The organism is Actinoalloteichus caeruleus DSM 43889, assembly GCF_000429185.2.
Lineage (GTDB): Bacteria > Actinomycetota > Actinomycetes > Mycobacteriales > Pseudonocardiaceae > Actinoalloteichus_B > Actinoalloteichus_B caeruleus.
Map to the genome: position 1 here is coordinate 3,562,301 of NZ_AUBJ02000001.1, position 25,413 is coordinate 3,587,713.

20 protein-coding genes and 1 tRNA gene are annotated in these 25,413 nt (G+C 72.2%); 13 read left to right on the plus strand and 8 right to left on the minus strand.

What is annotated here, in order from left to right:
- Positions 1–147: 147 nt before the first annotated feature.
- From galT to G443_RS13800, 3 genes are all read right to left on the minus strand, one after another.
- A complete protein-coding gene (gene galT / locus G443_RS13790; protein ID WP_026417462.1) occupies positions 148–1,266 on the minus strand; it encodes a galactose-1-phosphate uridylyltransferase in 1,119 nt (372 codons plus the stop codon).
- A 423-nt stretch (positions 1,267–1,689) separates the two neighbouring features.
- Positions 1,690–3,036 (minus strand): sensor histidine kinase, encoded by a 1,347-nt coding sequence (locus G443_RS13795; RefSeq protein ID WP_051313466.1) that lies wholly within the window; start codon positions 3,034–3,036, stop codon positions 1,690–1,692.
- A 65-nt stretch (positions 3,037–3,101) separates the two neighbouring features.
- Entirely contained in the window at positions 3,102–3,806 is a 705-nt protein-coding gene (locus G443_RS13800) for a response regulator transcription factor (protein ID WP_026417464.1), read from the minus strand.
- Positions 3,807–4,444: 638 nt separating this feature from the next.
- Between G443_RS13800 and G443_RS13805 the strand changes: the two genes are divergently transcribed.
- Both G443_RS13805 and G443_RS13810 read left to right on the plus strand, forming a co-directional pair.
- Positions 4,445–5,905 carry a GGDEF domain-containing protein gene (locus G443_RS13805; RefSeq protein ID WP_081715212.1) on the plus strand — a complete coding sequence of 487 codons (1,461 nt, stop codon included), beginning with the start codon at positions 4,445–4,447 and terminating at the stop codon, positions 5,903–5,905.
- A gap of 188 nt (positions 5,906–6,093) precedes the next feature.
- Positions 6,094–6,166, plus strand: a tRNA-Arg gene (locus G443_RS13810).
- A 113-nt stretch (positions 6,167–6,279) separates the two neighbouring features.
- Here the strand turns inward: G443_RS13810 and G443_RS13815 are convergent.
- Positions 6,280–6,696 (minus strand): hypothetical protein, encoded by a 417-nt coding sequence (locus G443_RS13815; RefSeq protein WP_026417465.1) that lies wholly within the window; start codon positions 6,694–6,696, stop codon positions 6,280–6,282.
- 216 nt (positions 6,697–6,912) lie between these two features.
- Between G443_RS13815 and G443_RS13820 the strand changes: the two genes are divergently transcribed.
- Both G443_RS13820 and G443_RS25495 read left to right on the plus strand, forming a co-directional pair.
- Entirely contained in the window at positions 6,913–7,533 is a 621-nt protein-coding gene (locus G443_RS13820) for a dihydrofolate reductase family protein (RefSeq protein WP_026417466.1), read from the plus strand.
- A 98-nt stretch (positions 7,534–7,631) separates the two neighbouring features.
- A complete protein-coding gene (locus G443_RS25495) occupies positions 7,632–8,570 on the plus strand; it encodes an NADP-dependent oxidoreductase (protein ID WP_026417467.1) in 939 nt (312 codons plus the stop codon).
- Positions 8,571–8,606: 36 nt separating this feature from the next.
- Here the strand turns inward: G443_RS25495 and G443_RS13830 are convergent, their stop codons facing one another.
- Entirely contained in the window at positions 8,607–9,029 is a 423-nt protein-coding gene (locus G443_RS13830) for a TIGR03668 family PPOX class F420-dependent oxidoreductase (RefSeq protein WP_026417468.1), read from the minus strand.
- A 9-nt stretch (positions 9,030–9,038) separates the two neighbouring features.
- On the minus strand, positions 9,039–9,317 hold the full coding sequence (locus G443_RS13835; RefSeq protein ID WP_026417469.1) for a hypothetical protein: 279 nt from the start codon (positions 9,315–9,317) through the stop codon (positions 9,039–9,041).
- Positions 9,318–9,570: 253 nt separating this feature from the next.
- On the opposite strand from G443_RS13835, the gene G443_RS13840 reads away from it, so the two are divergent.
- Complete coding sequence (locus G443_RS13840) at positions 9,571–10,260, plus strand: vitamin K epoxide reductase family protein (protein ID WP_026417470.1); 690 nt, start codon at positions 9,571–9,573, stop codon at positions 10,258–10,260.
- A gap of 49 nt (positions 10,261–10,309) precedes the next feature.
- Here G443_RS13840 and G443_RS13845 read toward each other — a convergent pair whose 3' ends face one another.
- The gene (locus tag G443_RS13845) at positions 10,310–11,128 is read right to left on the minus strand and encodes a VOC family protein (protein ID WP_051313356.1); all 819 of its coding nucleotides are present in this window, start codon (positions 11,126–11,128) and stop codon (positions 10,310–10,312) included.
- A gap of 406 nt (positions 11,129–11,534) precedes the next feature.
- Here G443_RS13845 and G443_RS13850 point away from each other — a divergent pair, with 406 nt between their 5' ends.
- From G443_RS13850 to G443_RS13865, 4 genes are all read left to right on the plus strand, one after another.
- Entirely contained in the window at positions 11,535–13,337 is a 1,803-nt protein-coding gene (locus G443_RS13850; protein ID WP_026417472.1) for an AMP-dependent synthetase/ligase, read from the plus strand.
- 761 nt (positions 13,338–14,098) lie between these two features.
- Positions 14,099–16,261: a putative bifunctional diguanylate cyclase/phosphodiesterase gene (locus tag G443_RS13855; RefSeq protein ID WP_026417473.1), complete on the plus strand. Its 2,163-nt coding sequence runs from the start codon at positions 14,099–14,101 to the stop codon at positions 16,259–16,261.
- An 879-nt stretch (positions 16,262–17,140) separates the two neighbouring features.
- Positions 17,141–17,830 carry a DUF4232 domain-containing protein gene (locus G443_RS13860; RefSeq protein WP_030104292.1) on the plus strand — a complete coding sequence of 230 codons (690 nt, stop codon included), beginning with the start codon at positions 17,141–17,143 and terminating at the stop codon, positions 17,828–17,830.
- A 300-nt stretch (positions 17,831–18,130) separates the two neighbouring features.
- Positions 18,131–19,141, plus strand: a complete 1,011-nt coding sequence (locus G443_RS13865; protein WP_051313358.1) for a hypothetical protein — start codon at positions 18,131–18,133, stop codon at positions 19,139–19,141.
- Between the two features lie 54 nt (positions 19,142–19,195).
- Here G443_RS13865 and G443_RS13870 read toward each other — a convergent pair whose 3' ends face one another.
- Positions 19,196–20,956, minus strand: coding sequence for a M14 family zinc carboxypeptidase (locus G443_RS13870; RefSeq protein ID WP_051313360.1), 1,761 nt, complete (start codon positions 20,954–20,956; stop codon positions 19,196–19,198).
- Between the two features lie 514 nt (positions 20,957–21,470).
- Here G443_RS13870 and G443_RS13875 point away from each other — a divergent pair.
- The 4 genes from G443_RS13875 to G443_RS13890 all read left to right on the plus strand — a co-directional run bounded on the left by G443_RS13875 (position 21,471) and on the right by G443_RS13890 (position 25,368).
- Entirely contained in the window at positions 21,471–21,731 is a 261-nt protein-coding gene (locus tag G443_RS13875; protein ID WP_026066086.1) for a hypothetical protein, read from the plus strand.
- Positions 21,732–21,762: 31 nt separating this feature from the next.
- Entirely contained in the window at positions 21,763–22,014 is a 252-nt protein-coding gene (locus tag G443_RS13880) for a hypothetical protein (RefSeq protein WP_026417476.1), read from the plus strand.
- Between the two features lie 121 nt (positions 22,015–22,135).
- Positions 22,136–24,994 carry an FtsK/SpoIIIE domain-containing protein gene (locus G443_RS25075; protein ID WP_035291390.1) on the plus strand — a complete coding sequence of 953 codons (2,859 nt, stop codon included), beginning with the start codon at positions 22,136–22,138 and terminating at the stop codon, positions 24,992–24,994.
- The gene (locus tag G443_RS13890; protein WP_035291309.1) at positions 24,991–25,368 is read left to right on the plus strand and encodes a hypothetical protein; all 378 of its coding nucleotides are present in this window, start codon (positions 24,991–24,993) and stop codon (positions 25,366–25,368) included. Before G443_RS25075 ends, G443_RS13890 begins: the two co-directional genes overlap by 4 nt.
- Positions 25,369–25,413: the final 45 nt, after the last annotated feature.

Below are 25,413 nucleotides of genomic sequence, written 5' to 3' on the forward strand. Positions count from 1 at the left end.
GTGCACCGTCCGGCTGAGAGGGGCCTGAGATCCTCCTTGGTTTCCGCACAGAGCGTGTCGGGACCGTGGCGGCACCCACCCGCGTCGAGGCGTGACCGGCGGTCCCAGCCCGGGCCGGGGAGGGCCGGGCGCCCGCGTCGGAGAACCTCAGCCGAGCTCACGCAGCCGCTGGGCCACCCGCTCCGGCAGCACGTCACCGATCCACACCGCCATCCCGGACTCCGACCCCGCCAGGTACTTGAGCCGGTCCGGGCCGCGCAGCACGGAGAAGACCTCCAACCTCAACCAGGACCGTTCCCGGTCGGCCCGCACGGGGGCCTGGTGCCAGCCCGCCACGTACGGCAACGGCTGGTCGTGCAACCGGTCGAGGCGTCCGAGCAGGTCGAGGTAGAGCGGAACGAAGGCGTCCCGCTCGTCCGAGGTGAGCGCCGGCAGGTCGGCCACCTGCCGGCGGGGCACCAGCTGGACCTCGACCGGCCACCGTGCCGCCGCGGGGACGAACGCCGTCCAGTGCTCGTTCTCGGCGACGACCCGCGTTCCGGCGGCCCGTTCCGCGTCGAGCACGTCGCCCAGCAGCGGACGACCGTGGGACGCGTGGTGCCGTTCCGCCTGGGCCTGGAGGCGGGCGGTCCTGGGGGTGACGAAGGGGTACCCGTAGATCTGACCGTGCGGGTGGTGGAGGGTCACCCCGATCTGCTCGCCCCGGTTCTCGAAGCAGAACACCTCCTCGACCCCGGGCGTCGCGGCCAGCGCCGCCGTCCGATCGGCCCAGGCGTCCACGACGGTGCGGGCACGGGCCGGGGTCAGCTGGGCGAAGGACGTGTCGTGGTCGGAGGTGAAGCAGACGACCTCGCAGCGGCCAACGGCTGGGCGGCTCGGCACCAGGCTGCCGCCGTCGACGCCGGCGAGCACGGTCGCGGCCCGCTCGTCTCCCACGGGCACGGGAACGCCGGGGGGAGTCCCGAAGGACGGGAACCGGTTCTGGAAGACGACGACGTCGTAGTCCGCCTCCGGGATCTCCGTGGGGCGGTCGGCGGTGGAGGGGCACAGCGGGCAGAGATCCGCCGGCGGCTTGTAGGTGCGCGACTGGCGGTGGGCGGCGATCGCCACCCACTCGCCGCTGAGCGGATCGCGGCGCATCTCGGAGGCCGGCTGGTAGGGGGGCAGGTCACGGGTGTCGGACGCGCCACGCGTTGGCGCCGCCGGATCGGCGTCGAAGTAGATGATCTCCCGGCCGTCGGCCAGCTGGGCGACTGTTCGCCGCACTCCGGTTCCTCCCCCGTTCGCACACGACCATGAGCGGCCCCGATCCTATGGCCGGCCCATGCCGAACCAGCCGGAACTCGGGTCCGATAGTGGCCAGTCCCGCCGGTCCCACTGCCCCCACCGCCGCCCCACCGAGACGTCGCGGAGCGCTTCCGAGCCGCTCCCGAGGAGGAGGGGGAGACGACCAGGACGTCCCCCACGCAGCCCCCACCCTCTCCGGGGGAGCGGCCCCTGTGCCAGCCTACTCAGCTGTTCCGCGCTGTTTCCACTGGTCACGGTCGCGCTGTTGATAACCCGAGCCTGTGAGCGGCGCGGGCGGCACCCGGCTGGAGCAGCGCGGGCGACCGGAGCGACGCGGACGGCACCCGGTGCGGGCGGCACCCGGCTGGAGCAGCGCGGGTCGGGGCGGCACCCGGGTCGACGTCACACACCCGCCCGGCCGGGCAGCCGCAGCGTCAGCAGGGCGCCGCCCGTGTCGGCGCGCCCGGCGCGGACCGTCCCCCCGTGGCGCTCGGCGGCCTGGCTCACGATCGCCAGTCCGAGCCCGGACCCGGGAAGGGTCCTGGCCTCCGGGGACCGGTAGAACCGTTCGAAGACGTGGGGCAGGTCGGCGGGAGCGATGCCCGGTCCGGAGTCGGCGACCTCCACCCTGATGGTGGTGTCGTTCTCCGGGGTCATGGTCAGCAGCACGGTGCCCTCCGGGGGACTCCACTTCGCGGCGTTGTCCAGCAGGTTGAGCACCGCGCGTTCCAGGGCGTTGGCATCACCCAGCAGGGTCCACGGGTGCGGGCGTACCTCGAAGGCGATGCCGGGTGCCCGCCGTCGCGCCCGGTCGAGGGCGCGTTCGACGACGTCGACCAGCTCAACCGGCTCGTGCACCACCTGCGGCGCGTCCTCCCTCGCGAGTTCCACGAGGTCCCCCACCAGGTTGGACAGTTCGTTGATCTGCGCCCGGACGTCCTCGTAGATCTCCATCCTGTCCTGCGGGGACAGCTGGGGGGCGTCGGGCTTGCTGGAGGCGACCAGCAGTTCGAGGTTGGTGCGCAGCGAGGTCAGCGGCGTGCGCAGCTCGTGCCCGGCGTCGGCCACCAGGCGGCGTTGCCGCTCCTGGGACTCCGCGACCGCCCCGAGCATCGTGTTGAAGCTCATCGTCATCCGGGCCAACTCGTCGTCGCCGGACACCACGATGGGTCTGAGGTCACCTGTCGTCGCGACCCGTTCCGTGGCGGCGGTCAGCCGTTCCACCGGTTTCAGCGCCGCCCTGGCCACCGCCGTTCCCGCGATCGCCGCGACGACGATGCCCGCGCCGCCGACGACGGCCAGCACCACCGAGAGCAGCCCCAGGGTTCCTCGGATCGAGTCGAGCGGCTGGGCGACGACCAGGGCCGCCCCGGTGCCGATGGGCAGGGCGATGACCCTGGTGTCGGTGGCGGTGTCGGTGCGCAGCGAACGGGGGAGCTCTCCCCGGGCCACCGCCAGCTCGGCCCGACCCGTCGCCGGGGCCCGCGTACCGGCGGAGAGCACCTCGCCGCTGGCGTACACCAGCCCCAGTTGCACGTCGGAGGCCACCAGCACGACGGCCGGGGCGGACCGCAGCTGGGACGCCGCCATCGACTCGCCCACGGCCTGCGTCGCCCGCTGGGTCAGGCTCCGGTCGAGTTCGTCGTAGAGGCTCTTGTGCACGGCCAGGTAGGCGCCGAGGGAGACCAGCGCGACGGCCGCCCCGACGCAGATGGCCGCGAGCATGCTGACCCGCGTCCGGAGGGCCATCCGCTGGTGCCAGTCGTTCCAGCGTTCGATCCCCACGGTGCGCTGGGGTGGTCGGTGGGCGTCGGTCACGGAGGTGTCTCCCGCAGCACGTAGCCGACCCCCCGAACGGTGTGGATGAGGCGGGGTTCACCACCCGCCTCGGTCTTGCGCCGCAGGTAGCCCACGTACACCTCCAACGCGTTCCCGGAGGTCGGGAAGTCATAGCCCCACACCTCCTCGAGGATGCGCGTCCTGGTCAGCACGCGCCGGGGGTGGGCGATGAACAGTTCCAGCAACGCGAACTCGGTGCGGGTCAGGCTGATGCGCCGTTCGCCTCGCCGGACCTCCCGCGTACCGGTGTCGAGTTCGAGGTCCGCGAAGCTCAGCACGTCGACCTCGTCCTCGGCCGGGTTCGCCGGACCTCTTCTCCGCAGGAGGGCGCGCAGCCGCGCGAGGAGCTCCTCCAGGGCGAAGGGCTTGGGGAGGTAGTCGTCCGCGCCGGCGTCCAACCCCGCGACCCGGTCGGAGACGGCGTCCCGCGCCGTCAGCACCAGGATGGGCAGGTCGTCACCCACCCCGCGGAGGCGCCGGCACACCTCCAGCCCGTCCAACCTCGGCATCATCACGTCGAGGACCATCGCATCCGGGCGCGCGTCCGGGGCCAGCCCCATGACCGCGGCCAGCGCCTGCTGCCCGTCGGCGGCCAGTTCCACCTGGTAGCCGTTGAACCGCAACGACCTCCGCAACGACTCTCGTACGGCCCGGTCGTCGTCGACTACGAGGATGCGCATGAAGGCAGTGTTACCTTTCGCCCTGAGAGCGAGCTGAGAATCGTCGGTCGTGGCGACCGGACCACCGCCCGGCCGCGCCATCCCGCGGCGACGACGACGTCGAGCCGGGGGTACGGCAGGCCCCTACTCCCGGTCCCGGCGGGGCGCACGGACCGTAACAGCACGATTCGGGTACCCAGGCGGGGTCCGGCCGCCGCCGGGCACGCCCGAGCGGGAAATGGCGCTCGGGAAAAGTGGGGTCGTGGGCGGTGCGTCGATAATCGGCGGGCCGGAAACAGCGGTCGACGGCGGCAGTTCCGGAGCGGGACAAACAGTTACGCAGCGTTCCGACCAAGGGCCACCACTACGCAGCGTCGCTCAGGCAATAAGGCGCGCCATTCAGTTGCCCACTGGAGGCAACACCACCCTTCAGTGACGGAGCAGCGAGGCCGTATGCTGCGCGGACACTGGTATGGGTGAACTTGTGGGCGCCGGACCACAACATGCTGGCACCTGTTCTTGGGCTACGCGAGTAGCCTGTCGACAACACCTGTGGGTACGAGCGAAGCCGAGGTGGAAAGTCGGTCAGGAGATGTCTGTCGGTGAGTGAGCACGACTATTCGCCGTTGACGGAGCATATTCCGTCGCAGGACCAGAGGGTGCGGTTTCTCGTCGAGTCTGGGCAGACCGACGAAGCCAACACCCTGCTCGACGCGGTGCTCGAACGGCCTGACCCGCGCACGGGCTGGCACCGGGTGGCGATGTTGGTCAACCGGGCCATCGCGGCCTGGCGGTTGGACCGGCTCACGCTGGCCCTGGAGCTAGCCGCCGAGGGCTGGACGGAGCTGGACGCGGAACGCCCGGAGGGGCGCACCGCCGCGCACACCCTCGGCCTGCTCGGCCACCTCATCGACTCGATGGGGCATCGCAGGGCCGCGTTGGACATGCTGCGGCTCTCGGTCGAGGTCGCCCGGGGGACCGAGGACGACGCGACGTTGGCCGCCTGCCTCCAGCGGCTGGGCGGGACGTTGAACATGTTGGCGTCGCAGGAGGCCAGCGAGAACGCGGGGGCGGTGTTCGCCGAGTCCCGGAGCCTCCTCGCCGAGGGGCTGTCCCTGGTCGAGGGCGGTCGGGTGCACCGGAGCCTGCTGGTGGCGCATGCGCGGTCCCTGGTGGGCGTTGGCCGTCTCGCCGAGGCCGAGGAGGAGTGCTCCCGGGCGCTGCTGCTCGCCGAGGCGGCGGACGACGGGTGGGCGGCGGCCACGGCGCGGTGGGTACTGGCCTGCTCGGCGCGGGACCGCGACGACCTTGTCCCGGCGCGGGCGCTCGCCGCCGAGGCGCTTGACGGCGTGGAACGCACCGGGGACACCACCCTGATCCACCGGTTCGCCGAGGACCTCGCCGACATCTGCGCCGGGCTGGGCGACCACCGGGGGGAGGCCAACGCGCTCCGACGGGGCCTGGCGGCGAGCCGGAAGGTGACGGAGACGCTCAAGGAAGCGATGGGGCAGGCGCTGGAACAGCGCCGGCTGGCGGTGCAGGCGCACCGGGCGGCGGTGGCCGCCCGGGAGGCCGCGGCCCGCGATCCGCTGACCGGGTTGGTGAACCGCCTCGGCCTGGAGCGCAGCGCGCCCCGACTCATCAAGCGCACGGCGTCCAAGGGACGCGTTCCGTGGCTGGTGCTGGTGGATGTCGACTGGTTCAAGGACGTCAACGACGATGCCGGTCACGCCGCGGGGGACGCGGCGCTGCGGGAGATCGCGCAGCTGCTGCGGCGGGAGTGCCGGGCGGACGACCTGGTCGCCCGGTGGGCTGGCGACGAGTTCGTCATCCTCCTCGTGGACGCCACGGAGAACAGGCTCGACGCGGGCCCGGTGGTGGCGGAACGGATCCGGGCGGCGGTCGACACCCACGACTGGCGCACGGTGTTGGGCAAGACGACCCGGCCCCCGACGGTGAGCATCGGGGTCGCCGCCGGCCCCTCACAGCTCGACCAGCTGTTCACGGCGGCGGACGTCGCCCTGTACCGGGCCAAACAGCAGGGCCGCAACCGGGTCGAGGTGCAGCCTCCCCCGGAGGACAAGGGCTTCACGCCACGGCAGAGCCTGAGTGGCAGCTGAGCGTGCCCCCAGCTGTGATCGCCGGGCAGTGGGCGGCCTCCGAGCCGACGTGCGGGCGGGCGGGAAGGGCCGTCGGGCGGGTGGGCCCGCCCGACGCGTCGGGGGTCGGCCGTTCTCCCGGAGTCCCGGCACGATAGGCTGTGCCCGTCATTCCGAGCATCTGACGTGATGTTCGGAATGACGGGTAGGGCCTCGTAGCTCAGGGGATAGAGCACCGCTCTCCTAAAGCGGGTGTCGCTGGTTCGAATCCAGCCGGGGCCACACAGGTCGTGGGCCGCCGCGTGCCGCGGCTTCGCCGACCAGCGCCACGATCCGCCCTGACGTCCCCCCGGGGCACCTCAAGACCGGAGAACCCCGTGCCGTGGACGGCGGGGTCAGCCCCAGCCGCCCTGGACCATCGTCTGGAAGTACCAGCGTCCCTCCCTCCGGATCAGCAGGTCGCCGTACCGCATCCGGTGCCGCACCCCGTCGTGGGTGTAGGTGGCGTCCGTGACGACGAACACCAGCGAACGGCTCAGGAAGTGCGGGGTCCGCACCGACTCCATCCGCGCGCCGTCGCCGACGATCTCGGTCATTTCCCGGACGTACTGCTCCCGGTCGCTCCAGGAAGCGCTCCCGTTGCCCTCCGCGTCGTCGGTGACCGAGTTCAACGGGAACATCGCCAGGTCCGCCATCCGCTCGACCTGGGCTGTCGCCGCGAGCTCGTCGTAGTCGTCGAACCACGCGAGCACGCTGGCGACGTCCTCGGGGCTGGGCTCGAATGCTGGTTCCTCGATGGGATCGTCCGCCATCGCCATCCTTTCGTACGCCGTACGGTACGGCGTACAGGCTACCAGTCGGTCTGGCCGGGAACGCGGACCCGCGACCGCCCGCGCCCGCGCGACCGCGGTCCCAGCCCAGCGCGGCCGGAGTAGCGGGACTGGTCCTGGGACGGGCGTGCGGAGGCCTCGACACCGGTACCGTTTCCCTCCCGGGGGCAGGGAGCCCGCCGGGATGAGGAGGTCCAGATGGGACAGATCACGGTGACGACCCAGCTGTCGCTCGACGGTGTCGTCCAGTCCCCTGGAGCGCCGGAGGAGGACCCCTCGGGCGGCTTCGACCGAGGCGGCTGGGTCGCACCCCACGTGGACGACGACATGCTGCGGATCATCGCCGAGGACTTCGGCCGGGCCGGCGCGTTCCTGCTCGGTCGCCGCACCTACGAGATCTTCGCGGCCCACTGGCCCCTGGTCACCGACCGGCAGGACCCCATCGCCACCGCGCTGAACACCCTGCCCAAGCACGTGGTGTCCGGCACCCTCGGCACGCCGGGTTGGGCCGGCACCGAGGTGGTCCGAGGCGACCTGGTGACCGAGGTGACCCGCCTCCGGGACACCACCGACGGTGAACTCCAGGTGCACGGCAGCATCACCCTGGTCCGGGCGTTGCTGGAGGCCGACCTGGTCGACGAGTACCGCCTCTGGACCTTCCCCGTGGTCGTGGGCGCGGGCCGGCGGCTCTTCGCGGAGGGACTGCCGTCCCGCACCGTCCGGCTGGTCGACACCGCGAGCACCGATGCCGGGGCGATCCGTGCCCGCTACCAGCCGGTGGGGCCCGCCCGCTTCGGGAGTCTCGCGCTCGGCGGCTAGCGCCTGGCCCGGCCCTTCACCCCCACCCGGGCGCTGCGGTCGCGGACGCCGCACGGTGGAGCGACCATGCCTGGTGAAGGCCGGTGAAGGAGGCAACCGTGAGAGCTCTCGTCGCCACCGACTACGGCGCCCTCGACCAGGCGCTCGTCCTCGCGTCCGTCCCCGAGCCGGTACCGGCTCCCGGCCAGGTCCTCGTCCGGGTGCGGGCCGCCGCGCTCAACCCGCTTGACCTCGCCCTCATCCTCGGTTCGATGCGGGAGCAGATGCCGATCGCCCACCCCTTCACCGTCGGGATGGACGCGGCGGGGGTCGTAGTCGCGGTCGGTGACGGGGTTCGCGACCACGCTCCCGGCGACGAGGTCCTCGGGTACTCGGCCTTCGTGTCCGGCACGGTCGCGGAGTACACCCTGATCGAGTCCGGCCCCTACCTGGCCAGCCGCCCGGCCGGCCTGGACCCGGTGCGGGCCGCCGGCGTTCCCGAGTCGGGGTTGACCGCGACCCACCTGCTGCGCGCGGCCGGCCTGAGACCCGGCTCGTCCATGCTGGTGATCGGTGCGACCGGTGGCATCGGCCTCTACACCGTGCAACTGGCCACGGCGGCCGGCGTCGAGGTGCTCGCCACCGGGAAGCCCACCGACCGCGACTACGTGCGTTCGCTGGGCGCCGTGGAGATGGTCGACTACACGCGGGGGCAGGTGGTTCGGGACGCCCTCGCCCTCCGACCGGACGGGGTCGACGTGGTGCTGGACCTGGTGAACGCCGGGCCGGACATCGTGGCCAGCGCCGAGGCGGTGCGCCCCGGCGGGCGGGTGGTGTCACCTCTCGGAGGACCAACGGAGTTGGGGAGGGGTGTGACGGCCCACTACATCGGCCAGATGACCCCCCGCCCCGGCGATCTCGCCGAACTCGCCGCCCGGGCGGCCTCCGGGCGCCTCCGGGTCGAGGTCGGGGCCGTGTACCCGTTGGACGAGGCCAAGCAGGCCGTCACCGACTTCGCCAGCCGCCACATCCACGGCAAGGTGGTCGTCCGGATCTGAGGGTGCCGGGGGAGCCGGCTTCCCCCCGGCGGCTGGTCAGGTGGCGGTCCAGCCGCTCCAGCGCCGCACCCGGAGCAGGACCAGCGCGTCGAAGGGGTCGGCGTCCCGGTACTGCGGGTACTTGGTCCGCAACGCCCGCGCCGCGCTCTCGTCCGGTTCCTCCCGGACCTCGGCGATCCCGTCGGCGCGAACCCACCAGAGCGCCGACCAGTCCGCGTCATAGGAATCGACCAACGCGCTGAACCGCGGGTCGTCCCTGATGTTGTCCAGTCGTCGCAACCGGCGGCCGCTCTTCGGTTTCCGGTCGACCGCGCTGACGAGCACGTCCGGATCGTCCGGGAGTACGGCGAAGGTGAGGGGAACGAGGTGGGGTTGGCCACCGCCGCTCACGGTGGCCAACCTCGCGACCGGGCTGCCCGCGAACCGGGACCGGCACCGCTCCGACGTGAGGGTCGGCATCGTGCCTGATCAGCGCCCCGCGCCGAGCGGAGGCTCGGCCGCCTCCGAGTAGCGCTGCCGCACCCGCCGGTGGACGACGTACCCGACGGGCACGCCGACCGCCGCGCAGACCAGCAGCGGGATGATTGGAACGACCAGCACGAAGGAAATGCCGAGAATCGCGAGCGCCAGGATCATCGTCCTCATTCCGACCCTGGTGAGCATGGCGCCGACCGCGCCGCTGAAAACGACCACAAACGCCCCGATGAAAAGAACCGGGACGAGATGGGCCTCGATGAAGCCTCCCACCGATCTACTCCCTGATCGCCACTGTCACCGCACTGGTTCCCCCTCACCACCCTATCGCCGGGCGGTCGGTGAACGTTGCGCGCCGCCGCCCTCGGCCGCGTCCCCCCGGACGGAGCTGGAGCCGCGGGAGCCCGGACGGACGTGAGCCGTGCCACCGGGTGGCCCCGGGCGCGACGTGAACCGGAGCAATCCACCCGATCGGTACCGCTCGACAGGGCTGGTAGGCCCCGTCGCGGGTCTAGAATTGCCGCTGATGTCCGAACAGCTGGCCACCCACACCGTCGACTCCGAGGGCCCCTCGGGGAAGGCCTCGCCCGACTCGCGGGAGCCGGGCCAGACGGGGAGTGAGGACCTCCTCGGTGCCCCCTCCCCCACGCGGGGTCTCGGCTGGTTGCTGACCGTCGGTGGTTTCCTCGGCTTCCTCGCCTCGTTCGTGCTCATGGTCGAGCGGATCGAGCTGCTCAAGGACCCGCTGTACATCCCCTCGTGCAGCCTCGACGCCGTGCTGAGCTGCGGTTCGGTGATGACCACCCCCCAGGCGGCGCTCTTCGGTTTCCCGAACCCCCTGATCGGCGTGGCCGCCTTCCCGGCCGTGGTGACCGTGGGCGCGGCGGTGCTCGCCGGGGCCCGGCTGCCCCGGTGGTTCTGGCTGGGTCTCCAACTGGGAGCCACGCTGGGCACGGTGTTCGTGCACTGGCTGATGTTCCAGAGCTTCTTCAACATCTCGGCCCTCTGCCCCTACTGCATGGTGGTGTGGGCGGTGACCGTGCCAATCTTCTGGTACACGACCACCCACAACATCGAGCGGGGCCACCTGCGGCTCGGCGGGTTCGGCCGGGCGCTGGTGGCCTACCGGGGCCCGGTGCTGGCGGCGTGGGCGCTCTCCGTCGTCGGCCTCGTCGTGGCGGTGTTCTGGACCCACTGGAGCCAGTTGTTGTCCTGACCGCCCCCACCCGCCGGCCCCCGAGGGCCCGGGCGCCGGTCTGGCGGTCTCAGTCGTCGTAGGGGTCGTGGTCATGCCCCCAGCCCACCGCCCGCGTCTGGTCGAGCAGGGCGACCCGCGCGCCGGCCGTGTCCCGGATGACCGCGACCCGACCGTACGAACCATCGAAGGGGTCGACCCTGACCTCGGCTCCCGCCGTGACGGCGCGGCGCAGCACCTCGTCGACGCCGTCCTCGGGCCGGACTCCCAGGTAGATCAGCCAGTGGGGTTTGGTGCGGACCACGTCGGGGACCATCCGCACCCTGGCCAGCACCGACTCGCCGCCCGAGTACCAGACGGCGAAGTCGGCGGTGGCCCCTCGGCCGTGCTGGTCGACGCGGAAGTCGAAGAGGTCCCCGTAGAACTCGTCAGCCGTCCTCGGGCCCGTCGTGATGAGCTCGCCCCACATCAGGGAACCGGGCACCCCGACGTGGAACTGCCAGCTCCGACTGGCCCGCAGGAATCCGAACTCCGCGAGGTGGGGGTCACGGGCGACGGCGCGCAGCCCGACACCCGGCACCTCCGCGCTGGGGCGAAGCAGCCTCCCGCCGGTCTCACGCACCCGTTCCGAGGTGCGTTCGACGTCGTCGGCCGCCAGGTAGAGGGTCCAGGCTGGGGCGCTGTCCTGGCTGGGGCAGAGACCGGCCACCGGGTAACCGTCGAGCAGGGCGAGCGTGTAGCCGTCCTCCTGGTGGTACTCCCACCCGAACAGCCGGTGGTAGAAGTCCTCCGCAGCCGGGAGGTCCGGGGTTCGCAGGTCGATCCAGCAGGGCAGCCCCGCTGGCAGGCTTCCGTAGAGCAGGTCGGTTCCGGTCTCGAGAACGGCCACGTCGCATCACCTCCGCGCACCGGTTTTCGGTCGATCCGAACGAGATGTCCCCGGCGCGCGTGGATCATTATCAACGGATCTGACGGTGGGTTGACCCGAACAACGATGTTTCACCGAGCTGGGGGCCGCGAGCGTGACCAGGACGTGACCAGCGGGAGCGCGGGTCACAGCGGCCTCGACCGCCCACTCGTTCGGCGTAATGCCTGCGTGGGGCCCTGCGCGCCGTGACGGGACCCGAGGACCGGACGGCGGATCCATCGAGCCATCAGGGCAAAGTCTTGCCCAATCGACGAGTTCCGGACACGATACGTTCCTGGCCTGCCATCGACGGGAGGGCGGTGGACTCACCTTGAGACCGTGGGGCGGGCAGGCCCAGCCCAGCCGCTGACGTCGCGAGGAGTCCGCAGTGAGAGAGTTCAGCCTTCCGTCCCTGGCCGACGACGGGGTGTCGGGTGGCCTGGCCGAGATCGTCTACCAGAACGCCGAACGCGAGGGCGACCGCCCGGTGTACGCCAGGAAGGTCGGCACGGCGTGGCGGGATGTCACCGCCCGCCAGTTCCGCGACGAGGTCACCTCGGTGGCCAAGGGCCTGATCGCCGACGGGGTGCAACAGGGCGACCGGGTCGCCCTGTTGTCGAGGAGCCGCTACGAATGGGCGCTGCTCGACTTCGCGATCCTCGCCGTCGGCGCCGTGACCGTGCCCATCTACGCCACGTCGTCGGTCGAGCAGATCAGGTGGATCCTCTCCGACTCGGGGGCGACCACGCTGATCGTCGAGACGGCGGAGCTGGCGGCGACCGTCGAGTCGGTGCGTTCCGACCTGCCCACGTTGAAGCGTGTCTGGACCATCGACGACGGCGCCGTGGACGCGATCGGGGCGCTGGGAGCGGACAGCTCCGACGACGAGGTCACCGCCCGCCGTTCCGCGACGCCCACCAGCGCGACCGCCACCATCATCTACACCTCCGGGACGACGGGGAACCCCAAGGGGTGCGTCCTGACGCACTCCAACTTCTACGCCGAGATCGACAACGGCATCGGCGTGCTCCCCCAGCTCTTCCGGGGGGAGAAGGGCGTGGAGCCCTCGACGCTGCTGTTCCTGCCCACCGCCCACGTGTTCGGCCGGATGGTGCACTTCGCCGTGGCGAGGGCCGCGGCGAGGACGGCGTTCACGCCGGACATCGCGGAGGTGAGCGGGGACCTCCAGACGTTCCGCCCCACCTTCATCCTCTCCGTGCCGCACGTGCTGGAGAAGGTGTACAACCGGGCCCAGCAGAAGGCGGCCTCCGAGGGCAAGGGCCGCGTCTTCGCGATCGCCGCGAAGACCGCGGCGCAGTACAGCAAGTCCCTCGACGCGGGCCGCACCCCGCTGCCGTTGCGGGTCAAGCACGCGGTGTTCGACAAGCTGGTCTACGCGAAGCTGCGGGCCGCGCTCGGCGGACGGCTTCGCCACGTCATCTCCGGTGGTTCGGCGCTGGGAGAACGGTTGAGCCACTTCTACCGGGGGATCGGCGTCCAGATCTTCGAGGGGTACGGGCTGACCGAGACGACGGCGGCGGCGACGGTGAACTCCCCGGAGCGGGTGAAGCTCGGAACCGTTGGTCAGCCACTGCCGGGGCACTCGGTGCGGATCGCCGACGACGGCGAGATCCAGGTGCGCGGTCCCATCGTGTTCGGAGAGTACTGGAACGCGAAGGAGGCCACGTCGGAGGCGTTGCGGGACGGCTGGTTCAACACCGGTGACCTCGGTGAGCTGGACTCCGACGGTTACCTGCGTATCACCGGGCGCAAGAAGGAGATGCTGGTGACGATGGGGGGCAAGAACGTGGCTCCCGCGAACATCGAGGACCGGGTCAGGGCCCACCCGCTGATCAGCAACTGCCTGGTGGTCGGCGATGGTCGCCCCTTCATCGCCGCGCTGATCACCTTGGACCCCGAGGGCTTCGCCCAGTGGAAGACCGACCGCAAACGCCCGGCCGACACGGAGATCGCTGACCTGGTGGAGGACGCGGAGCTGTTGGCGACCGTCCAGGAGGCCGTGGACCGGGGGAACCGGGCGGTGTCCCGGGCCGAGTCGGTGCGCAAGTTCCGGGTCCTGCCCACGGACTTCACGATCGCCGGCGGTCACGTCACGCCATCGTTGAAACTGCGGCGTGCCGCGATCAGCAAGGATTTCGCCGCCGAGATCGAGGCGCTTTACGCCAAGTAGGCCCGCGCATTCGAACGAAAGGCGCAGCGGCACCGGGGCCGCCCTTCACGTGGGACATTCTCCACTGGGAGGGCGGCCCCGCTCCGTCACCACGGGTTCTTCCGCGCGCCCCGCCACCCGGAGCTCCTATTGTCGCCGAATCGGGTCGGAAGTGATCCGACGCTCGGCTCAGCCGGCGTCGAGCGCTGGTGCTGTATCTTCGGCAACGGGTGTCATCCCGGTCAGTAGACTCGTCCGCGTGCGTTCTCCGGGAGGTACGTCGTGACCAATCACGGTGATTGGCCTTCGACGGTTGTCGACATCGGACCAGCGGACTCGGCCAGGACCGCCACCCGCCTCCCGTCCCCGCGCGTCGTGCGGGGCGCCGCCTCCGGGCCGCGCCGCGACCACACCTCGCCCGCCGTGCCACCGGGCACGCCCCGGTGGGTGGAGCGGAGCCGAGCCGAGGTCCACACCGGACCGTTACTCGGGGCGGCGCACATCGGCGCTGCTGCCCACGCGCTCCGCACGCGTGGAGCGAAGGATGACGTCATGGCTGGTCGGACCCGTGTTCGCCGGATGGTTCCTCGTGCGGCGACCTCTGGGTCGGCGGCAGGGGAAGGGCGTCCCGACACCCGGGGACCGTCGAACGGCCCGCTCGGCGGGGCGGCTACCGTAGCCGGTCGCCGGCTGCCGCCCCGGGCGGGAACCACGCGGTTCCCCCCGGCGAGCCACCTACCGACAGGCACCGGGAGGACCGAACGCTGGAGCCGTGTGACACCGTGACCGAGAACGTGAGCGACATGGACCCCGAACCAGACGGACCGGACACCGCGCGTGATGCGCCTTTCGCGGAACAGTGGGCGGACGGGATCTACCTGACCAGTTACGCGCCGCTGTCCCGGGACGAGACAATAGAGTTCCTCGCCGACCTGGCGGACGACCTGCGAAACGCGCTCCTGAACGGAGAATTGTCCACGCGCGCGGTGGAGGACGCCGGCCGCGCGCTGATCGGCAGGAATTTCACCAGTTCCGCGACACTGTCACGCAGTCTTACCCTGATCGGCCGCGAACTGCCGAGAATCCTGGAACTGCCGGATTCACCGGAGAACCGCGCGAGAATCGCCGCGGTCCAGGGGGCGTTGGCGGCGGGTTTCACGGAGGCGCTGCGCAAACACGTCTTCGACAGGCAGGAGGCGCTCAAGGCCGCGATGGTCAACGCCCGCGAGCAGGCGGAGGAGGCGTTGCGGGACAGCGAGCAACGGTTCCGGACCGTCTTCAACTCGGCTGCCAGCGGCGTGGCCACCATCAACCTCGACGGGCGGTTCAAGAGCACCAACCCCGCCATGCTCCAGCTGCTGCGGATGAGCGAGGACGAGCTGCTGGCCAGCGATCTCTTCGACCTGGTCCACGCCGAGGACGTCGACAAGATCCGCTCCAACATGTTGGAGCAGGCGGTGGGTCGGATCGATGACCGCTTCCGGCTGGTCGTGCGCTTCCTGCTCAACCAGGACGAGCCGATCTGGACGCGGGTCGCGGTCTCCCTGGTGCGCGACCACGACGGCTCCCCCGACTACCACGTCGTGCTGGTGGAGGATCTCAGCGACGTCTACCTGCTCCAGGAGCACCTGCGGTACCAGGTGTCGCACGACCAGTTGACGGGTCTGCGCAACCGGTCGGTGCTGCTGTCCACCCTGGAGCGCGTCCTCGCCGAGCTGCGCCCGGCCGGCCGGGTCGCGCTCTGCCAGTTCGGCATCGACGGGTTCGGGCTGCTCAACGAGGGGCTCGGGCACGAGGCCGGTGACGAGGTGCTGCGGACGGTGGCGCGGCGGCTGCGCGACCACTTCCGGGAGCACGGCGGCATGGTGGCACGGCTCGACGGTGACGAGTTCGCGGTGCTCATCGCGAACTCCCCCGGTGCCGCCGAGACGGCCGCGGTGGTCGAGCGGGCGTTGGGCGTGGTGAGCGAGCCGATCACCGTCCTCGGCGAGGAGATCGCCGTGTCCGCCAGCGCCGGCCTGGTGGAAAGGGTCGTGGGCGACCTCCAGCCGCTCCAGCTGCTCGGGGCGGCGGGGCAGACCCTGCGCCGGGCGAAACGGGACGGTCGCGCCCAGTGGACGCTGTACGACCAGTCGCTGGCCGCACGGGACCGCCAGCGGGCCGCCCTCGCGGCGACCATGCCCACCGCGTTGCGCCGCTACGAGTTCTACCTCGACTACGAACCCGTGGTGCGGTTGGCGGACGCGTCGTTGGCGGCGGTGCGGGCCGTCGCGCGGTGGGACCACCCGGAACACGGGATGCTCGGCGCCCGGGACTTCGTCGACGTCGCCACCGAGTGCGGGCAGATCATCCCGATCGGCCGGTGGATGCTGCGGCAGGCCTGTGAACAGCTCAGGAGGTGGCGGGACCGCTGCGGTTTGCGGGCGGTGATCAGCGTGCCCCTCAGCGACCGCCACACGGCCGACCCGGACCTGGTGGCGGACGTGCGGGACGCGCTGGAGGCGAACGGCCTCACGCCCTCCGACCTCCAGGTGGAGTGCTGGGAACGGGCGATCCTGGACGAGGACGGTGACCTCCGGGACTCGCTGGTGGCGTTGACGGAGCTCGGGGTGCACCTCGTGCTCCGCCGGATGAGCGGCTACACCTGCTTCTCCCAGCTGGAGTCGATGCCGGTGGAGGCGTTGGTCGTGTCCGCGTGGGGCACCCGTACCACCGACCACGGGGAGGACAGCGTCGACAACGAGGTGCTGCGCACGGTGTTGCCGATGCTGCGGAAGCTCGACGTGACCCTGATCGCGGACGCGGTGAGGTCGGAGGAGGAGGTGCGCCGGCTGCACGACCTGGGCTGCGACCTGGCGTACGGGCCGTTGTTCGGCGCCCCCGGACCGCCCGAGGACATCGAGGACCTCGCGGTCCGGGGAGTGCCGGTGGCGCCCGTTCCCTGACCCGTGCCGGCCCCGGCCCGCTGGTCGCGCCCCCTGGCCCGGCGGCGGTGGCAGCGGGGACGAGCGCGGCCCCTCGCGGCGGCCCCACCGCGGCCCCTCGGGATCGGTGACCGCGCGCGGGTCCCGAGGACGCCGTGGGGTGGGTCCGGTCGGTCGGGGAGCGCGGTGGGTCCGCTGACGGTGGTCCGGGGGCGGAGCCGGCCCTCGGCGGGCCCGCTCCCGTCGGACCTGGTTACCCGGTGGCGCTGGCGGCGTGCCCGCCGGAGGAGACCGGCCCGGCGGCCGCTGCCCGGCTGGTCACCGATCCCCACCAGCCGGCGGAGGTCGCGCCGGCCCGGACCCCGCCGAAGGCGTCGCGGCGACGGGGGGACCGCTGCCGCGCGGTCCGTGGTGGCCTCCCGGCGGCGTCCCGGGCGTGCCGGGGAGCGGCGACCCGCTGGTGCACCCACGCCGTTCCACGATGGACGGTGCTGCCCGGAGGAGCCTCGTGCCACGCGGCGACCCGCTGCCCGGACCGCACGCGTGCGAGTCGGCCAGGGCGGGGCCGTCGGGCCACGGGTGCCGTGTTGAGTCGATGTTCACCGGTCCGTGGGGAGGGACCGCGCCGATGGCCCCGCGAGCGCGGCCGCTGGCCCCCGGCTCGACACCACGTGTGTCCGACCGTGCCCCGGCAGTGGCCGGGACGGTCACCGCCGTGGGCTCGCTCGCCCCGGACCGTGATCACCGCGCGCGGCCGGGTCCCCGGTGACCGTCCACCAACTCTGCGAGCGAGCCGTGGAAGGGCAACCATGTGGGCGTCTGCGCCGTCCTTCTCGTACAGGCACGGAACACTCGTCGCGTCGCGGCCCAGCAGACGACCGCGGCCGGGAGGTGATCTCCATGAGACCGTTCAGGAGCTCGCTCGTCAGGGTGGCACTCCCACTGGCCGCGGTGCTCGGCTTCGCCGCCGCCTGCGGAGGGGCGCCCACCGACGGCGAGAACGACCAGGCCCAACCTCCACCCACGACGACGACCACGTCGGATCCGACCCGGTCCGAGTCCCCGGGGCCCAGTTCCACCCAGAGCGAGGCGGCGCCGTCCGAGTCGGACCTGCCCGGGGGGCCACCGCCCAGCCCGGAACGCTCGGACGCGACGGAGTCCTCGGTGGCCGAGGAGCGGTGCCACACCAGCGAGCTCAAGGGCGAGGTGCGACCGCTCAACGCCGCGGCGGGCAACCGCTACGCCGACCTCGTGCTGACCAACACGAGTGGTCGCACGTGCAGCGTCTACGGCTACGGCGGCCTGGAGTTGGTGGACGAGAACGGCCGGGCCATCGCCACGGACCTGCGCCGCACCAACGACCCCGGCCCCCAGCTGGTCCAGCTCGGGCCGAACGCGAGCGCCGCGAAGAAGCTGCACTGGACCGTCGTCCCGGGCGAGGGCGAGCCCGAGGAGGAACCGTGCGGTCCCGAGCCGGTGAGCATCAACGTCATCCCACCGGACGAGACCGATCCGCTCACCGCGTCCTGGACGCTGGGGCCGGTCTGTGACGGTGGCCGCATCGAGGGCAGCGCCTACTTCTCGATGTGAACCGGACCGCGCGTCGACGGCGCGGTGACCATCCCAGGGGCGTCCGGCGGTGCCGTCGGGCGCCCCTTCCGCCGCCTGCCGCCGGACCGGCGGCGGCGGTTCCCCCAGGGGCCGGCCCGGCGGCGGGCGGGACCCGGAGTCGGCAGGTGACAACACCTCGGTCGACGTGGTTGGGTGTCCACACCGGCCAGGTACCGAGGGTAGCCGCGCTCCGCCACCAGGGTGAGGGGCTGCCCCCCGGTCCGCTCCGGTCGGTCCGGGTCCCGTTGCCGCGCGTACTAGTGGAGAATCCTGACTGCGATGGTGGAGGAGCAGCTTGAGTTACTCGTCACCGTGGTGGTCGCCGCTGGGAGCGACCGGCACGCGAGAGACGCCTGCGACGACCTGATCGCCCTCTCCGAGGGCGACGTGGTCGGCTCGTGGGACTGCTCGCACGAGGAGCCGGGGTGTTGGGCCCTGACGATCAGCCGCAAGATCCCCGTCCACGACGGGGAGGAGGCCGGCGCCACCCTCGGCAGGGCGGTGCGCCGCCTGCTCCGGGCCCTCGGCCCGGGTTTCGCCGCCTCCAGGCTGAGCTGTGAGCCCCCGACGGCGTGGACGGTGGTGGACGACCCCGAGCTGATCGGTTCCCTCGTCCCGGGTGGCGAGCGCATCCTCGTCGAGGCCTGGCTCGGGGAGAGCATGTTGCCGGCGCTCGACCTGCGGGAGCCGGAGACCTCCGACCCGGTGGAACCACCCGCTCCCGCCCAGACGTCCGAGGACGCTCCCGCTCCGGTGTCCGGCGGCCCGCTGCTCGCCCTCCAGGTCGACGTGCTGGCGGAACGGTCCGCCGGTGCCCAGTGGCAGGCCAGGGCCATCGCCGGACGGCTGACGAGCAACCCCCGCATCACCGACACCGCCTCGCTGACCACGACCCGGTACCGGGTCCGGTTGGATCTCGGGCCGGCCGAGGGTGGTGTCGAGGAAGCCGTCCTCGACGCCGTGCGCAGGCTCGGGAAGTCGGGTTGGTCCGAGGTGGCTCGCACCGGTTCGGTGGCGGTGATGAGCTGGAGCACCACCAGCACGCCGCGCAACGGGATCGTCGGGTTGGAGGTGTCCGCCCGGCAGCAGGAACCGGGGCGGGTCGAGGGGCAGGAGGACGTCGGCTGGCGCGCGCCGGCCCCCGGCACCGAGACGGCGCTCACCGGCTGGGTCCAGGAGCCGGAGTCGGCCACGGTCACCGACCCCGCGCCGTCCCGCGCCGAGGAGCTGCGCACGGCGCACCGCTCCGCGCTGCCCCGGGAGGAACAGCACTGGTCCTGGTGGGGGTGAGCCGGGCGGGCGGCCGTCAGCCGCCCGCCCGGTGCCCGCGTCTCGGAGCGCGGATCAGGCGGGGTCCAACCAGGCCGCGGTGAACGGTCCCCAGTTGCCCTCCGCGTCCCGAGCCCTGACATGGACCAACTGGCGGTCGGCACCCAGCCCGGTCGTGGCGAAGGTGCCCGCCAGCTCCACCGTCGGGCCCGAACCCACCACGCGGAGGGGCAGCGGTGTGCCGCCCTCCCAGGGGAGGCCGCCGACGTAGGCCTCGGCGGCCACCACGTCCTGCGCGGCGGGCCGGCCGACTCCGTTGGTGCCGTAGGCGTCGTCGTCGGCGGTGCCGAACACCGAGGCCCAGGGCCCGTTGGCCCGGACGACACTCAGGTCGGAGACCGTCGGGCCGAGCGCGAGCGCGTACGGTGCCCTGGCGCTCTTCGCGGCGTACAGGAGGGCGTCCGCGTTCTCGCCCCACAGCTGGTCCTGGCAGGCGTAGGCGGGGTGGAAGCCGTTGCAGGTCCTGGCCGACCCGAGCTCGTAGGTGAAGGACGCGACGCCGAGCCGGTCGTAGGAGTAGTCGTCGGTGGCTCCGGAGACCCCGTAGAGCACCTCGGGCGGCCGGCCGGTCTCGTAACCGTTGTAGTGGCTCATCCGGAAGCCCAGGGACCGCAGGCCCTGGTCGTTGGGCGCCGGGCCGTCGACGGCGTTGCCCCACGGGAACAACACGTAGTCGCCGTAGGTGTGCAGGGTGATGAGCACACCCCGCGCGTCCGGGGGCGCGGAGCCGTCGGGTTCGGTGCGCTGGGCCGGGAACAACCGGTCGAAGAGGTCGGCCAGCTGGTGGGTCTCGGGTTCGGAGTTGGGGCCGGAGCCGTGGTAGGTCTGCCCGCAGGGGTTGGAGCTGGAGCCGCTTTCCGCCCACCGGGTGTCCCAGTTGCGGTTCAGGTCGATCCCGGCGTGGTTGCCCGACCACGAACCGCCGGTGCCGCAGGGGACGGTGCTGTCGGTGTCGTTGGTGTTCTTGCGTTGCCAGGCGGGGCTGGTGCTTCCGAGTCCCTGTTCCTCGATGCCCCGTTCCACCAGGGCGGTGCCGTCCGGGTTGGCGTTGGGCACCACCCAGATCTCGGTGCCCTCCAGCACGGAGGTGATCTCGGGGTCCCGCCCGTACCCGTCCACCAGTGACGTCACGAACCGCCACGCGATCTCGCTCGTGGTGACCTCCCGCGCGTGGATCTGGGCCATCAGGAGGAACCGGGGTTTCTCCGAATCGGGCTCAGGCACGCATCCCGATTCGGCGTCGGCCGTCACGCACAGCACCGGCAACTCGTGGCCGGCGCCGGCGTCCCGCTCCCGCTCCCACGACTCCCCGTAGGTCAGGTGCCGCACCAGCTCCGGGTACGCCTCGGCGACGTCCTCCGCGAACTGGTAGTGCCCCTCCACCGTCCGGTATCCGCCGTAGAACGTGGGGTACTCCTCGCCGGCCAGGCGGGCCGGCAGCGGGGTCGCCGTCTCGGCCATCGGGACCACCGAGGACACCGCCGGCTCCCGGCCCACCACCCGGGCGCCGTCGGCGGCGAGCTCGTCCACCGTCGCCTGGTCCCCCAGGACCACCAGGTGGTCACCCTCGCGGCCGACGAGGTCGTACCCGGCTCCGGACAACCGCTCGGCGAGCGCCTGCCGGTCCTCACCCACGGCGCTGACACGCACCAACTCCACCGGGTCGGGCTCGGCCGGGTTCGGCTCGGCGGTGGCCGGCACCAGGCCGGCCGACATGAGGGCCGAGGCGACCGCCACGGCGAGAGCGAGGTGGAAGGGACGCGGATGTCGTGCCATGTGCACCGTCCTCCAGGACCTGTGGTGGCGTGCCCGCGCCCGCCCGGTCCGCTCCGACACCTTCGGCCCGCCGGGTCCGGGCACCACCGCGAGTGGGCGGTCGTGACCGGATCACGCCGGTGTTCCCCATCGGATTCCGGCGGAGTCCGGTGACCAGGACCTCGCATTGTCGACACATCGGTTCGGGGGCGACAAGCCGCCGATCCGGGCATCTGCCGGATCGGGGCCCGTTCGGGCGAGGGCCGTGCGCCGGACCGGAGCAGCCCGGTTCCCGCGTGGCGCCGCGGGGACTTTCCCTCAGGCGGTCACCGTCCGAACGGGCCGCGTCCCGCCGACCCGGCCGTTCGGGTGAGGTCGTTGGCCGGGTGACCGGACGGGACTCCGGGAGGTGGTCGTCGGGCCGCCGCTGTCTGGCCCCGAATTTTGATCACCTACTAACCTCTGTGTGACGCGGCGACGAATTCGAGCCGGCACACTGGATGGTGGGACCCGGCGGCTGGGAGGCATCGGTCGGATGGCAGGTGTGGAGGAGGTCCGCGCGGGTATCGCGCAGGCCAACCAGGAGATCAACGAGGCGCTGACGATGCTGCGGCAGATCCAGGAGCGGGTGGACCGGGCGCAGGCCACGCTGACGAACGCGATGCAGGGAAGCATGCAGCCGGAGGTGCAGCAGTCGCAGGTGATGTTGTCCCAGGGTGTCGAGCTGGTGAACCAGGCCTACGGCCAGCTCTCCGCGTGTGTGACCACGACGGACGGGTACGCGGCGAGGCTGTGATCCTCCCGAGCCAGGAGAGGTGTGATCCGAGGTGTCCGCCATCGAGGAGCTGCGCGCCGCGCTGCTGACCGTCGTCGACGACGTGCGGGGCGCGTCGGCCGGGCTGCTCGACGTCCGCCAGCGCACGGACCGGGCGCTGGCCCTGCTCGGCGAGCTCAGTTCCGACCACCACGAGTCCCTGGTGCCGCCGGAGGCCCAACGGGCCGCCGAGGCGCTGGAACAGCTGTCCCTCCTGGTCGTCCAGGTCGAGACCTCCGTGCAGAGCGTGTTGGCCAGACTGTGATGCTCACCGACGCCCACCCGAGGTCCCCCCGCCCGTGCGCGGTTCCACAGCGGGCGGTGGCCGGACCGCCGGCCGCCGGCCGTCCCCGTCGGCCGTCGTCCTGCCGGGACGGGGTCGCCAGGTGACCAGGCGAGGTGACCGCCGCCGGCGGATCGAGGAATCCTTCGACAGGTTCCGGCGGGCGGTGGCGAACTTCCTCGGGGTGGCGGCCAACCGCCAGTCGGCGGCGTCGCTCGACCACGCGCGGCTGATGTTCGAGTTGTGGCTCCGGGAGACCGGGGTGGACCGGCTCCCGACCGACGAGACGCTCGCCCGCTGCCTGCCGAACCGTTCGTTGCGCCCGGTCCTCGACCGCGCCGTCGCCGAACGCGACGAGGTGTTCCGACCGTGGACGACCCGGGGTCCGGAACGGTTGGCCGACCTGGTGCGGCGGACCGCGCCCGGGGCGGCCGGCGACGCTCCCCGCGACTGGTTGGGGCGTCCCGGCACCAGCGACGGCACCCTGGAGGGGGGCGGCACCCCCCAGTTGTGGCGGGTCGGGACGGCGAGGGTGGACGCGGTCCCCGACTCGGCGCCGTTCCCGGTCGCCGTGCCGCTGCTGGACGGGGCGCACCTGCACATCAGTTCGACGCCGAAGTCGAGGATCACGGCCGAGACGATGGTGGAGAGCCTGCTGTTGCGGGTCTTCAGCCACTTCCAGCCCGGACTGGTGCACCTGCACGTGTGGGATGTCGGTCAGCTCACCGGTTCGCTGCCAGGGCTGTACCCGCTGGCCAGGGCAGGGCTGCTCACGGTGCACGACCCGGCCCGGCCGCACGACCTGCTCGACGAGCTGGCCGAGCACATCCGCCGGATCCACACCAGCGTGCTCGTGGACGGGCGTCCCTCGCTCGGCGCGTTGAGCGAGGAGACCGGGCGGCGGAAGGAACCGTGGCGGGTCGCGGTGCTGTTCGGGAACCGTTCGGCGTTGCGGGAGGAGCAGCAGCAGAAGCTCCAGCGCATCGCGAGGAACGGGTTGTCGTGCGGGGTGGTGCTGATCCTGGTCGACCTGCCCGTCACGGTGAACAGCGCGGTGGAGTCGCTGCGGCTCGGCGATGACCAGACGGCGCGGTGCACGATGACCGGCGCCCACGTCACCGTCACCCCGGACCCGCCGCTGCCCAGGGAACTGGTTCCCCGGGCCTGTGGCGCGATCGCGGACGAGATGGTCGACCGCCGCAGCCGGGTCTCCACCTTCGCGGACCTCCTGCCCGGGGAGCGGTGGAGCTACCGGTCCAGCTCCGGGGTGCAGGCCCCGGTTGGTCACCACGACGGTGAGCCGGTCTACGTCTCGCTCGGTGACACCGCTCCGCACGCCCTCATCGGCGGGCCCAGCGGCTCCGGCAAGACCAACTTCCTGTACGCCCTGTTGGGCGGGCTGACCGCCCGCTACTCCCCGGACGAGCTGGAGCTGTACCTGCTCGACTTCAAGGAGGGGGTGTCGTTCGCCCAGTTCGCGCCGGGGCGCAAGGACCCGAGCTGGTTGCCGCACGCGCGACTGGTCGGGGTGAACGTCAACCAGGACCGCGAGTTCGGGCTGGCGCTGCTGCGCTTCCTCGCCGAGGAGATGCGCCGGCGGGCGAACCGGGCGAAGCTGCACGAGGTCACCAAGTTGGAGGAACTGCGGGCGGAGGACCCGGAGGGCAGGTGGCCCAGGATCGTCGCCGTGATCGACGAGTTCCAGTACCTGTTCGCCGACCGGGACGAGGTGACCCACGAGGCGGCGGCCCTGCTGGAGGACGTGGCGCGGCGGGGCCGTTCGCAGGGCATCCACCTCGTGCTGTCCAGTCAGGACGTGTCGGGCATCGAGGCGTTCTGGGGGAAACCGGCGATCTTCGAGCAGTTCATCATGCGGATCGCCCTGCCCAAGGCGAGGCGCGTGCTCACGGAGACGAACCTGGCGGCGATGGAGATCCCGCGCTGGCACGCGGTCATCAACCACGACTCGGGTGTCCCGTACGGCAACGAGGTGGCACGGGTTCCCGACTCCACGAGCCGGGGCACCTTCGACCGCCTCCAGGTCGAGATGTGGCGGTCCCGGACCGACTCGCGGGAACCGACCCTCTTCGACGGCAGCCGGGTGCCCAGGCTCCGGGACCTGCCCGACTTCCAGTCGTTGGGCCCGGACGCGTCCGCTTCCGGACGTGGCCCGGTCGCGTTGCTCGGGCAGGTGATCGACGTGGCGGGCAGTGCGGCGCGGCTCCCGTTGGAGCGGACGCCGGGCCGGAACCTGGCGGTGCTCGGTTCGGCGCGCGAGGACGCCTGCCGGGTGCTGTCCGCCGCCGCCCGGTCGCTGTCCGAGCAGTGGGCGGAGAAGGCCCGGTTCACCGTGCTGTGCTTCGTGGATGACGCGGAGCGGCAGGCGTCGGAGCTGGCGCGGTTCCTGACCGACCGTCACGGACCGGCGGTTCCGGGCGGTGGGGAGCCGATCACCGACCCGTCCCGGCTCCCCGAGGTGTTGGCCGAGGTGGCGGCCGGGGTCACCGGGAACGACAAGACGCCCGGCCCCCACTACCTGCTGCTCTTCGGGGCGGACGCGGCGCTGCCGAAGCTGGAGGAGCGGGGCACCGGGATGCGGACGGGCCTGGACGACCTGAAGGCGGTGCTCCGGCACGGCCCCGAAAGGGGGACCCACGTGCTCAGCTGGTGGCGCGCCACGTCCCGGCTGCGGAACGCGCTGCTCATGGGGGGCGGGTTGGACGACATCGGCGCCTTCGTCGCGCTCGACGTGCACGGCCAGGAGCTGAGCAGTCTCGCCGCCAACCAGGTGATCTCCTGGTCTCCCCGCCCGCAGCGGGGCCTGTTCTTCGACCGGGCCGCCGCGACCGGTCCCCAGGTGCTGATCCCCTGCGAAGTGGACCTCGACCCGGCCGGGGGCGACGCGGCCGGGCCCGTCGGGGCACCGAAGGAGAACGCCGGGATGGGAGGGCTGGTCCCGTGACCGAGCCGAGTTCGGCCGCCGACGCCTACCGGGAGATCTGCGGCCTGGTCACCGACTCGGTGGAGCGGCTGCGCGAGCGGGACGAGCAGCGGGCCCAGGAGCTGCGCGGCGAGCTGGTGGCCGCCGAGCGGCGGCGCGAGGAGGCCGCCGAAAGGGAGCACGTGACCCGGTGGACGGCCCGGTTGCGGTGGGAAGCAGCGGTGGAGGTGCTTTGGGACCAGCGGTGGCTCCGGATGACCCCGCTGCCCCGCCCGGACCGGTCGACCCCGTACACCGACCTGGAGGCCTGCGGTCACGAGGTCGACGCCGCCTTCGAGGAACTGAGGTCGACGCTGCAGCGGCGCGGCCTGTTCCGCCGGCGCCAGCAGCCCTGAGGAGCCGTGGCGTGCGCCTCCGCCGGGTGGGGCCGCTGGCGGTGA

Coding starts and splice junctions, on each gene's coding strand:
- G443_RS13870 (WP_051313360.1), bottom strand. CDS start 20,956: ATGGCACGACATCCGCGTCCCTTCCACCTCGCTCTCGCCGTGGCGGTC.
- G443_RS13820 (WP_026417466.1), top strand. CDS start 6,913: ATGGGACAGATCACGGTGACGACCCAGCTGTCGCTCGACGGTGTCGTC.
- G443_RS13860 (WP_030104292.1), top strand. CDS start 17,141: ATGAGACCGTTCAGGAGCTCGCTCGTCAGGGTGGCACTCCCACTGGCC.
- G443_RS13840 (WP_026417470.1), top strand. CDS start 9,571: ATGTCCGAACAGCTGGCCACCCACACCGTCGACTCCGAGGGCCCCTCG.
- G443_RS13815 (WP_026417465.1), bottom strand. CDS start 6,696: ATGGCGGACGATCCCATCGAGGAACCAGCATTCGAGCCCAGCCCCGAG.
- G443_RS13830 (WP_026417468.1), bottom strand. CDS start 9,029: ATGCCGACCCTCACGTCGGAGCGGTGCCGGTCCCGGTTCGCGGGCAGC.
- G443_RS13865 (WP_051313358.1), top strand. CDS start 18,131: ATGGTGGAGGAGCAGCTTGAGTTACTCGTCACCGTGGTGGTCGCCGCT.
- G443_RS13875 (WP_026066086.1), top strand. CDS start 21,471: ATGGCAGGTGTGGAGGAGGTCCGCGCGGGTATCGCGCAGGCCAACCAG.
- G443_RS13795 (WP_051313466.1), bottom strand. CDS start 3,036: ATGGCCCTCCGGACGCGGGTCAGCATGCTCGCGGCCATCTGCGTCGGG.
- G443_RS13800 (WP_026417464.1), bottom strand. CDS start 3,806: ATGCGCATCCTCGTAGTCGACGACGACCGGGCCGTACGAGAGTCGTTG.